Source organism: Streptomyces sp. NPDC031265 (genome assembly GCF_055570295.1).
In genome coordinates this window covers 63,693-74,431 of the sequence record NZ_JBVIHM010000023.1, presented here as the reverse complement: position 1 = coordinate 74,431, position 10,739 = coordinate 63,693, and the positions used below count along the sequence as shown (strand labels likewise).

The following is a 10,739-nucleotide window of genomic DNA, read 5'->3' as shown; positions in this document are numbered from 1 at the left end:
CGAGCGGTAGCACCCACTGAGCCGACCACCATAGAGCCGGAGCCGCCCCCCCCCCCCCCCCCCCGGCGCCGTGGTGCGCCAGACCGGGGTGCCCGCCGAGGTCGCGGTGATCGTGGAGCGGCAGGCCGACCCGTACCGCGAGCAGCCGCTGCCCGCCCGGATCGTGCGCACCGTCAACGCCTACGACGACCTGGCGGGCTCCGCGGGCGGCCCCGGGAGCTCCCTGAGCGCCCTGGAGCAGCTGCGGCTCGGCACCGGCCGGGACCATCAGCCCGAGGTCGTCGAATCGCTCGCACGCGTCCTGGCCAGGGGCTGTCTGACCCTGGCGGCACCTGGGTAACCCAGGAGTAATGAGCGGCCTTCCGGCCGGGCATGGTTGGATGCGAAAGAACCCAGAAAACTGGGAGACCGTAAGACCGGCTCGGAGGCAGGCCGGTCTGGGCAGGCGGGAATCGTGAGGATCTTCGGCAAGGGACGGCACCGGCCCTCCGCCTCGTGGCGGCAGGCCACGGACCGTGCGTTCACGCTGATCGGCGACGGCAGGTACGAAGACGCCGGCGCGCTGCTGACGCGCGCCGCGGACCTGGAACCCTGGCTCTCCGAGTCCTGGTTCAACCTGGCGCTGCTCCACAAGTTCCGGCACGACTGGGAACAGGCGCGGGCCGCGGGCCTGCGGGCCGTCGCGCTGCTCGACAAGGAGACCGGGGCCCCCGACTGGTGGAACGTGGGGATCGCCGCCACCGCGCTCCAGGACTGGCCGCTGGCCCGCCGCGCCTGGCAGGCGTACGGCCTCAAGGTGCGCGGCTACCAGGAGACCGCCACCGGCACCGCCGAGCCGTCCGGCATGGAGCTGGGCAGCGCGGCCGTGCGGCTCTCGCCCGAGGGCGAGGCCGAGGTGGTGTGGGGCCGCAGGCTGGACCCGGCACGGATCGAGGTCCTGTCGATCCCGCTGCCGTCCTCCGGGCGGCGCTGGGGCGAGGTGGTCCTGCACGACGGGGTGCCGCACGGCGAGCGGACGGTCGCGGCCGGGCCCTCCTTCCCCGTCTTCGACGAGATCGAGCTCTGGGCGCCCTCGCCGGTGCCCACCTGGGTGGTGCTCCTGGAGGCCGCCACCGAGGCCGACCGGGACGCCCTTGAGCGGCTCGCGGCCGACGCGGGCTTCGCCGCCGAGGACTGGTCCTCGTCGGTGCGGCTGCTGTGCCGGGCCTGCTCGGAGTCGCGGATGCCCAGCGACGAGGGCGACGGAGAGCACCTCGACCCGCACGACCACAGCGAGCCGGGCCACCCGGGCCCGCTGGGCCACCGCACGGCCGGGGACCTGTGGGTGCCGGAGCGCGAATGCGGCATCGCGGCGCCGCCCGGCCTGGTGCGCGGGCTGCTCGACGGCTGGGTCGCGGACAACCCCGACAGCCGCGAGTGGCGGGATCTCGAAGAAGTCTGCTGACCGTGCCCGTAGGCTGTACGGGTTCGGAATCGGGTTTTCAGGAAGGCGTACGGCGGACATGTCGCAGCAGGAGACGGACCAGCAGGTCGAGAACGACGGGTTCGTCGTCGACACGGAGGACTGCGAGGCGCGCGAGCTGGCGTACCGCGAGCGGGGCACCGCCCGTCCGATCACGGTCGTCGGCAACCCGGTGCTCCACAAGGAGTGCAAGGACGTCACCGCGTTCGACGGCGAGCTGGCGCAGCTGATCGACGACATGTTCGCCAGCCAGCGCGCCGCCGAGGGCGTGGGCCTGGCCGCCAACCAGATCGGCGTCGACCTCAAGGTCTTCGTCTACGACTGCATGGACGACGAGGGCGTGCGCCACGTCGGCGTCGTGTGCAACCCGGTCCTTCAGGAGCTGCCGGCCGACCGCCGGGTCCTGGACGAGTCCAACGAGGGCTGCCTGTCCGTCCCGACGGCCTACGCCGAGCTGGCCCGCCCCGACTACGCCGAGGTCAGCGGCCAGGACGCCGAGGGCAACCCGATCCGGGTGCGCGGCACCGGCTACTTCGCCCGCTGCCTCCAGCACGAGACGGACCACCTGTACGGGTACCTGTACATCGACCGCCTCTCCAAGCGCGACCGCAAGGACGCGTTGCGTCAGATGGCGGAGAACACCCCGCGCTACGAGGTCGTCCCGAACGCCTGACGCTCACCCTGACGTATGCGAAGGGGCCCCGCACCGGTGTGGTGCGGGGCCCCTTCGCATACGTACGGCTAGAACTCCTCGTCGAAGCCCACCGAGCCCTCGACCGCGACCTGGTACGCGGACGGGCGGCGCTCGAAGAAGTTCGTGAGCTCCTGGACGCCCTGGAGCTCCATGAACGAGAACGGGTTCGACGAGCCGTACACCGGGGCGAAGCCGAGGCGCTGGAGGCGCTGGTCGGCGACGCACTGGAGGTACTCGCGCATCGACTCGGTGTTCATGCCCGGCAGGCCCTCGCCGCACAGGTCGCGGCCGAACTGGAGCTCGGCCTCCACCGCTTCCTTGATCATGTCGGTGACCTGCTGCTGGAGCTGGTCGTCGAAGAGCTCCGGCTCCTCCTTGCGGACGGTGTCCACGACCTCGAAGGCGAAGTTCATGTGCATCGTCTCGTCGCGGAACACCCAGTTGGTGCCGGTGGCGAGGCCGTGCAGCAGGCCCCGGCTGCGGAACCAGTACACGTACGCGAAGGCGCCGTAGAAGAACAGGCCCTCGATGCACGCCGCGAAGCAGATCAGGTTGAGCAGGAAGCGGCGGCGGTCGGCCTGCGTCTCCAGCCGGTCGATCTTCTCGACCGAGTCCATCCACCTGAAGCAGAACTGCGCCTTCTCGCGGATGGAGGGGATCTCCTCGACCGCGTCGAACGCCGCGGCGCGGTCGTCCGGGTCGGGCAGATACGTGTCGAGCAGCGTCAGATAGAACTGGACGTGCACGGCCTCCTCGAAGAGCTGACGGCTCAGGTAGAGCCGCGCCTCGGGGGAGTTGATGTGCTTGTAGAGCGTCAGCACCAGGTTGTTGGAGACGATCGAGTCACCCGTCGCGAAGAACGCGACCAGGCGGCCGATCATGTGCTGCTCGCCCGGCGTGAGCTTGGCGAGGTCGGCGACGTCGGAGTGGAGGTCGACCTCCTCCACCGTCCAGGTGTTCTTGATGGCGTCCCGGTAGCGCTCGTAGAAGTCCGGGTAACGCATCGGGCGCAGGGTCAGCTCGAAGCCCGGGTCGAGAAGGTTCTTCTCGGAGTTGGTGGTCATTACTGGCAGGCCTCGCAGGACTCGGGGTTCTCAAGGGAGCAGGCGATCGCGTCGGCGTCGGGAGCCGCCTGCTGGACGGGGATCGGGGCGGCGGCCTGGGCGGCGCGGGCGATCCGGGTCGCCGGGCGCGAGCGCAGGTAGTACGTGGTCTTCAGACCCTGCTTCCAGGCGTACGCGTACATCGACGACAGTTTGCCGATGGTGGGCGTCTCCAGGAACAGGTTCAACGACTGCGACTGGTCCAGGAACGGGGTGCGGGCCGCCGCCATGTCGATCAGGCCGCGCTGCGGGAGCTCCCACGCCGTGCGGTAGAGCGCGCGCACGTCGGCGGGGATCCAGCTGAACTCCTGCACCGAGCCGCTGGCGTCGCGCAGCGCCTCGCGGGACTGCGCGTCCCACACGCCGAGCTTCTTCAGGTCCTCCACCAGGTAGCCGTTGACCTGGAGGAACTCACCGGAGAGCGTCTCGCGCTTGAACAGGTTGGAGACCTGCGGCTCGATGCACTCGTAGACGCCCGCGATGGACGCGATCGTCGCGGTCGGGGCGATCGCGAGCAGCAGCGAGTTGCGCATGCCGACCGAGGCGATCCGCTCGCGCAGCGCCGTCCAGCGCTCCGGCCAGTTCAGCTCGACGTCGTAGTGGTCGGGGTGCAGCACGCCGCGCGCCGCGCGGGTCTTGTCCCAGGCCGGGAGCGGGCCGTTGCGCTCGGCGAGGTCGCAGGACGCCTCGTACGCCGTGAGCATGATGCGCTCGGCCAGCTTGGTGGAGAGCGCCTTCGCCTCGGGGGAGTCGAAGGGCAGGCGCAGCTTGAAGAAGACGTCCTGGAGGCCCATCGCGCCCAGGCCCACCGGACGCCACTTGGCGTTGGAGCGGCCGGCCTGCTCGGTCGGGTAGAAGTTGATGTCGACGACCCGGTCCAGGAAGGTCACGGCCGTACGGACGGTCTCGTCCAGGCGCTTCCAGTCGATCTCGCCCGAGGCGAGCACGAAGGAGCCGAGGTTGACCGAGCCGAGGTTGCAGACGGCCGTCTCGCCGTCGTCCGTGACCTCAAGGATCTCGGTGCAGAGGTTGGAGGAGTGGACCGTGTGGCCGGGCTCCGCCGTCTGGTTGGCGGTGCGGTTGGAGGCGTCCTTGAAGGTCATCCAGCCGTTGCCGGTCTGCGCCAGGGTGCGCATCATCCGGCCGTACAGGTCCCGGGCCGGCATCGTCTTCTGGGCGAGACCGGCCGCCTCGGCCTTGCGGTAGGCGGCGTCGAACTCGTCGCCCCACAGGTCCACCAGCTCCGGCACGTCGGCGGGGGAGAACAGCGACCAGGTGCCGTCCGCGTCCACACGGCGCATGAACTCGTCCGGGATCCAGTGCGCCAGGTTCAGGTTGTGCGTGCGCCGGGCGTCCTCACCGGTGTTGTCGCGCAGCTCCAGGAACTCCTCGATGTCGGAGTGCCAGGTCTCCAGGTAGACCGCGGCCGCGCCCTTGCGCCGCCCGCCCTGGTTGACGGCCGCGACGGAGGCGTCCAGCGTCTTCAGGAACGGGACGATGCCGTTGGAGTGGCCGTTGGTGCCCCGGATGAGCGAGCCGCGCGAGCGGATGCGGGAGTACGAGAGGCCGATGCCGCCCGCGTGCTTCGACAGACGTGCCACCTGGTGGTAACGGTCGTAGATCGAGTCCAGCTCGTCCAGCGGGGAGTCCAGCAGGTAGCAGCTGGACATCTGGGGGTGGCGGGTGCCGGAGTTGAAGAGCGTCGGCGAGGACGGCAGGTAGTCGAGCCGGCTCATCAGGCCGTACAGCGAGGCGACCTCGTCGAGCGCGCGCACCGAGTCGTCCTCGGCCAGACCCGCCGCGACCCGGAGCATGAAGTGCTGCGGGGTCTCGATGACCTGGCGGGTGATCGGGTGCCGCAGCAGGTAGCGGGAGTAGAGCGTGCGCAGTCCGAAGTAGCCGAAGCGGTCGTCGGCGCCGTCCGCGAGGGAGGCGGCGACCAGCGCGTCCAGACGCTCCGAGTGCAGCCGTACGAAGTCGGCGGTGCGGTCCGCGATCAGGCCCTCGCGGTGGCCGACCTCGACCGAGTCGGAGAACGAGACCGAGCCCTGGGTCGCGGCCTCGTCGGCGATCGTGACCGTCAGCAGCCGGGCGGCGAGGCGGGAGTACGCCGGGTCCTCGGAGATCAGACCGGCGGCGGCCTCGGTGGCGAGCCCACGCAGCTCCGCCTCGTCCGAGCGCGCGTTGCGGCCGCGCAGCGCGGCGGCGGCGACACGGCCGGGGTCGGTGTCCGGCAGATCGGCGGTGAGGTCGGTCAGGGTCCGCAGCAGCGCGGTCCCGGGGGCATCGGCCGGCTCTTCGGCGATCGCTGAGGCGGGATCCGCAGGGGCGATGGTCACGTGGGGGCACTCCTCGCTCGGCACGGGGCCTTGGGGAAGTGCGCGGGCACACGGACACACCCCCTCGGGGGTACGCCGCGTCCACATGCCCATTCCGCGAGGCCCGGACGTCTGGCACCCGGACCGGACGGCCAGGGCGCGCTGTCGGCAGGTCCTCGGACTGACCAGGTACGCAAATGCGTACGAGTACACCGTTGCGGGACAGTTCCGGATTTGCACCGGATTCCCCTGCGGCGACAGCGAGCACGAGCATACATCTTGTGCCGGGAGTTGTTGGCGCCCCCACATGTTGTGTCGCATCCGTACCGGAGCGTGTTTGTTGGGGAGTTGCTCGACTGCGGGCCGGTGGGGGCTGGTCGCTCCCCCAAGTTCTCGGCTTCGCTCGAACAGGGGGACCCCCATCGCGGCGGAGCCGCACATGTCACAGCCCCGCGCCCCTCAGGGGTTGGGGGTGCCGTACGCCGAACCTTCAGGCGGTCGTGGGCATTCCCCCAGGCAGCGGAAACGGGCCGCCGGAAACCCGGCGGCCCGTCATGTGGCTCGCGTCAGTGTGTCGCGGCCGGGAGTTCCGTCTGTACGCCCGGGTCGCCCGCGTCCGCCGTGTAGTCCTCCGGGGACGTCTCGTCGACGCCGTCGGGGGCCTTCAGGGCCCTCAGGACCACCGTGAGGACCACGGTGACGGCGACGTTCAGGACGAACGCGGTGAGGCCGATGTAGCCGATCTCACCGATGCCGGGGATGTTCTTGGAGCTGCCGCCGAAGTGCTTCTGGGTGGGCGAGGCGACCCCGTACGCGGCGAGCGTGCCGTACGCCATGCCCACCGCCCAGCCCGCCAGCAGCGCCCAGCGGTGGAACCAGCGGGTGAACAGACCGCCCACCAGGGCCGGGAAGGTCTGCAGGATCCAGATGCCGCCGAGCAGCTGGAAGTTGATCGCGACCGTCTTGTCCATGGTCAGGACGAAGACCAGCGCGCCCACCTTCACCAGGAGCGAGACCAGCTTGGATACCTTGGTCTCCTGCTCCGGCGTGGCGTCCGGCTTGAGGAAGTCCTTGTAGATGTTGCGGGTGAAGAGGTTCGCGGCCGCGATCGACATGATCGCCGCCGGGACGAGCGCGCCGATGCCGATGGCGGCGAACGCCACGCCCGCGAACCAGTCCGGGAACATGTCCTCGAAGAGCTGCGGGATCGCCAGCTGGCCGTTCTTGACCTTGACCCCGGCCGCGATCGCCATGAAGCCGAGCAGCGCGAGCAGGCCCAGCATCAGCGAGTACAGCGGCAGGATCGTGGTGTTGCGGCGGATGACGTTGCGGCTGCGGGAGGAGAGGGTCGCCGTGATCGAGTGCGGGTACATGAAGAGCGCCAGCGCCGAGCCGAGGGCGAGTGTGGCGTACGTCCACTGCCCGGCCTCGGGGGGCACCAGCGCACCCGTGGGCTTCCCGGCCGCGTTGGGTGTCTCGAACTTGTGCCGGGCCGCCGCGAAGATGTCGTCGAAGCCGCCGAGCTTGATCGGGATGTAGATGATCGCCACCAGGATGACGAGGTAGATCAGGCCGTCCTTCACGAACGCGATCAGCGCGGGCGCGCGCAGGCCCGAGGAGTAGGTGTACGCGGCGAGCACCGCGAACGCGATCAGCAGCGGCAGGTCCTTGAGGAACCAGTTGCCGGACCCGCCGATGCCCATCACGTCGAGCACCGCCTGGATGCCGACCAGTTGGAGCGCGATGTAGGGCATCGTGGCGAGGATGCCGGTGACCGCGACCGCGAGCGAGAGGCCCTTGGAGCCGAACCGGCCGCGTACGAAGTCCGATGTCGTCACATAGCCGTGCTTGTGCGAGACCGACCAGAGCCGGGGCAGGAACGTGAAGATCAGCGGATAGACGAGGATCGTGTACGGCACCGCGAAGAACCCGGCCGCGCCCGCCGCGTACACCGCCGCCGGAACCGCGACGAACGTGTACGCCGTGTAGAGGTCGCCGCCGAGCAGGAACCAGGTGACCCAGGTGCCGAACGAGCGGCCGCCGAGCCCCCATTCGTCGAGGCTCTGCTCGTTCTCGGCGCGGCGCCAGCGGGCGGCCATGAAGCCGATGACCGTGACGGCCAGGAAGAAGAAGATGAAGACGCCGAGCGCGACGCCGTTCACACCGTCGTTGGCTGCGAGAGTCACTTGCCCTCACCCGCCTTGCGGCCCTGCTGGTCGTGCTGCCACAGCTTGTACGCGAGCATCGTGAGCGCGGTTGATATGATCACCCACAGCATCTGGTACCAGTAGAAGAACGGGATCCCGGCGAGTGCCGGGTCGGCCTTCGCGTACGAACCGACCCAGAGCATCGCCACGAAGGGCGCGATCAGGCAGAGGGCGATGACCACGCGCACAGGCGTGATCACCGGTCTCCGCACTTGTGTTGATTCCGGCATGGTGGCTCCGTCCCCTCGCTGTGCTCACCTGTTGTAATGCGCACGAAATCTAGGGGACGGAATCCCGCCACGGAACCCCCGTACCGGATACCGGACGTGAGGGTTGAGTAAGCGACCTCTTTCAGTCGGTCGGCCGCTTGGGCCTCGTCACGCTGTGCTGTCCCGGGGGATAGCCCCCGGACCCCCAGCCGTCGCGGGTTCGGGCCGCGTCAGTCCGTCGGCCGCTTGAGCCTCGCCACGCTGTGCTGTCCCGGGGGTTAACCCCCGGACCCCCAGCCGTCGCGGGTTCGGGCCGCGTCAGTCCGTCGGCCGCTTGAGCCTCGCCACGAACTTGTACCGGTCGCCCCGGTACACCGAGCGCACCCACTCCACCGGTTCGCCGTCGCCGTCCAGGGAGTGGCGGGACAGCATCAGCATCGGCAGGCCCACGTCCGTGCCGAGCAGTCCGGCCTCGCGCGGGGTGGCCAGGGACGTCTCGATCGTCTCCTCGGCCTCGGCGAGCCGCACCCCGTACACCTCCGCGAGGGCGGTGTAGAGAGAGGTGTACTTGACGAGCGAGCGGCGCAGCGCGGGGAAGCGCTTGGCCGACAGGTGGGTCGTCTCGATGGCCATCGGCTCGCCACTGGCCAGCCGCAGCCGTTCGATGCGCAGCACCCTGCCGCCCGCCGTGATGTCGAGCAGTCCCGCCAGCGTGTCGTCGGCGGTGACATAGCCGATGTCCAGGAGCTGAGAGGTCGGCTCCAGACCCTGGGCGCGCATGTCCTCGGTGTACGAGGTGAGTTGGAGCGCCTGGGAGACCTTGGGCTTGGCGACGAACGTGCCCTTGCCCTGGATGCGCTCCAGACGCCCCTCGACCACCAGCTCCTGGAGGGCCTGGCGCACGGTGGTGCGGGAGGTGTCGAACTCCGCGGCCAGGGTGCGCTCGGGCGGCACCGGGGTGCCCGGCGGAAGGGTCTCCGTCATGTCGAGGAGATGCTTCTTGAGGCGGTAGTACTTGGGCACGCGAGCGGTACGGGCGCCGGCGCCCGCCTCTGTCTCCGTACCGCTCCCGTCGGTGGCCATGGCCCGCCTTCCCGAGTGCTGCGCTGCTGCCGTCACCGGCTCCTCCGTCTGTCGCGGCTCACATGGTGGCACGGACCGGTCACGGGTCGTCGCCCTCCCTCAGGTGTCGGTCCGATAACGGACGCGACAGCCCTTCTTATACACCCTTGACACCCCTAAAGGTCTAGGCCAAGCTCCCGGTACTGGTCTAAACCATTAAAGACCAGGTCCCAGTCCCACAGGCAGTACACGTCGTATGTCTTCGCGGTGGGCGGGGGTTGCAGCATCCCTGAGGAGGGTGGCGTGAAGCGCAAGCTCATCGCGGCGATAGGCGTCGCGGGCATGTTGGTCAGCATCGCGGCGTGTGGCTCCGACGACAAGAAGGACGACGGGGCGAAGGGCGGCGACGCCAAGCAGCTGACGGTCTGGCTGACGGTCGACGCCCAGAAGAACTGGCCGGACCTGGTCAAGGCCGCGGACGACGCGATCGTCGCCAAGCACCCGGGCCTGAAGATCAGCCACGAGTACTACGGCTGGCCCGACAAGAACGCCAAGCTCGACGCCGTGCTCGCCACCGACAAGGCGCCCGACGTGGTCGAGATGGGCAACACCGAGATGCTCGCCTACTCGGTCAAGGGCGCCTTCGCCGAGATCGACCCGTCGAAGTTCGACAACTCCTCCGCCTGGCTCGACGGCCTCAAGGCCTCGGTCTCGTACGGCGGCAAGACCTACGGCGTCCCCTACTACGCCGGTGGCCGCGTGGCGACCTGGCGCAAGGACATCGCCGCCGACGCGGGCGTGAGCGCCACCCCGAAGACGTACACCGAGCTGACCGCCGACCTGGACAAGATCCAGGAGAAGAAGGGCGACAAGTTCAGCGCCTGGTACCAGCCGTCCCGTGACTGGTACGCGGCCATGTCGTACGTGTACGACGCCGGCGGCTCCATCGCCAAGGAGGACGGCGGCAAGTTCAAGGCGAACCTGTCCTCGCCGGAGTCCCTCAAGGGCCTCAACGAGTACAAGAACATCCTCGGCACGTACATGCACGGCGACAAGACCAAGGACGAGTCCGACCGTCCGATCGTCTACGGCCAGGGCAAGTCCGCGCTGATCTTCGGTGCGGGCTGGGAGGGCGGCACCGCCGCCACCCCGGAGAACGACAAGGTCGGCAAGCTCGCCGACAAGATCGAGAACTTCGTGATGCCCGGCCCGTCCGGCAAGGCCATGCCGGTCTTCCTCGGCGGCTCCGACCTGGCCGTCCCGGTCAAGTCCAAGGCGCAGGCGCTCGCCGCCGAGTGGATCAACGCGTTCACCGGCACCCAGGGTCAGAAGGGCCTGATCGCCAAGCAGAACCTGCCCAACAACAAGACGGACCTCGCTCCGCTGAAGTCGGACCCGAAGACGGCCGTCCCGGCCACCGCGGCCGAGTCCAGCTGGTTCGTGCCCATGGCCCCGGGCTGGGGCCAGGTCGAGAAGGCCAAGGTCCTCCAGGACATGCTGCAGGCCATCGGCACCGGCAAGAAGTCGGTCGAGCAGGCCGCGAAGGACGCGGACGCCGCGATCGACAAGGTCATCAACACCAAGTGACCTGCGGGGGGGGGGGGGGGGGGGGGGGGGGGGGGGGGGGGGGGGGGGGGGGGGGGGGGGGGGGGGGGGGGGGGGGGGGGGGGGGGGTGGGGAGCTA

8 protein-coding genes, 1 pseudogene and 1 riboswitch are annotated in these 10,739 nt (G+C 69.6%); of the genes and pseudogenes, 4 read left to right on the top strand and 5 right to left on the bottom strand.

Annotated elements, in window-relative coordinates; all coding sequences use genetic code 11:
- Positions 1-64 precede the first annotated feature (64 nt).
- The 3 genes and pseudogenes from ACZ499_RS29140 to def form a co-directional block, all read left to right on the top strand.
- A pseudogene (locus ACZ499_RS29140) lies at positions 65-340 on the top strand (metal-dependent phosphohydrolase); the annotation flags it as partial.
- 114 nt (positions 341-454) lie between these two features.
- Positions 455-1,444, top strand: a complete 990-nt coding sequence (locus ACZ499_RS29135; RefSeq protein ID WP_468679256.1) for a tetratricopeptide repeat protein — start codon at positions 455-457, stop codon at positions 1,442-1,444.
- Between the two features lie 58 nt (positions 1,445-1,502).
- On the top strand, positions 1,503-2,135 hold the full coding sequence (gene def, locus ACZ499_RS29130) for a peptide deformylase (RefSeq protein ID WP_468406421.1): 633 nt from the start codon (positions 1,503-1,505) through the stop codon (positions 2,133-2,135).
- Positions 2,136-2,203: 68 nt separating this feature from the next.
- Here the strand turns inward: def and ACZ499_RS29125 are convergent, their stop codons facing one another.
- The 5 genes from ACZ499_RS29125 to ACZ499_RS29105 all read right to left on the bottom strand — a co-directional run bounded on the left by ACZ499_RS29125 (position 2,204) and on the right by ACZ499_RS29105 (position 9,076).
- A complete protein-coding gene (locus tag ACZ499_RS29125) occupies positions 2,204-3,220 on the bottom strand; it encodes a ribonucleotide-diphosphate reductase subunit beta (RefSeq protein ID WP_468679255.1) in 1,017 nt (338 codons plus the stop codon).
- The gene (locus ACZ499_RS29120) at positions 3,220-5,598 is read right to left on the bottom strand and encodes a ribonucleoside-diphosphate reductase subunit alpha (RefSeq protein WP_468679254.1); all 2,379 of its coding nucleotides are present in this window, start codon (positions 5,596-5,598) and stop codon (positions 3,220-3,222) included. The genes ACZ499_RS29125 and ACZ499_RS29120 overlap by 1 nt, the downstream gene beginning before the upstream one ends.
- A 129-nt stretch (positions 5,599-5,727) precedes the next feature.
- Positions 5,728-5,851: riboswitch (cobalamin riboswitch) on the bottom strand.
- Positions 5,852-6,143: 292 nt separating this feature from the next.
- A complete protein-coding gene (gene mctP, locus ACZ499_RS29115) occupies positions 6,144-7,763 on the bottom strand; it encodes a monocarboxylate uptake permease MctP (RefSeq protein ID WP_468679253.1) in 1,620 nt (539 codons plus the stop codon).
- Positions 7,760-8,014: a DUF3311 domain-containing protein gene (locus ACZ499_RS29110; protein WP_468679252.1), complete on the bottom strand. Its 255-nt coding sequence runs from the start codon at positions 8,012-8,014 to the stop codon at positions 7,760-7,762. The genes mctP and ACZ499_RS29110 overlap by 4 nt, the downstream gene beginning before the upstream one ends.
- A 297-nt stretch (positions 8,015-8,311) precedes the next feature.
- Complete coding sequence (locus ACZ499_RS29105; protein ID WP_385534251.1) at positions 8,312-9,076, bottom strand: GntR family transcriptional regulator; 765 nt, start codon at positions 9,074-9,076, stop codon at positions 8,312-8,314.
- A 282-nt stretch (positions 9,077-9,358) separates the two neighbouring features.
- Here ACZ499_RS29105 and ACZ499_RS29100 point away from each other — a divergent pair, with 282 nt between their 5' ends.
- Positions 9,359-10,642, top strand: coding sequence for an extracellular solute-binding protein (locus ACZ499_RS29100; RefSeq protein ID WP_468679251.1), 1,284 nt, complete (start codon positions 9,359-9,361; stop codon positions 10,640-10,642).
- The last annotated feature ends 97 nt before the right edge of the window (positions 10,643-10,739 follow it).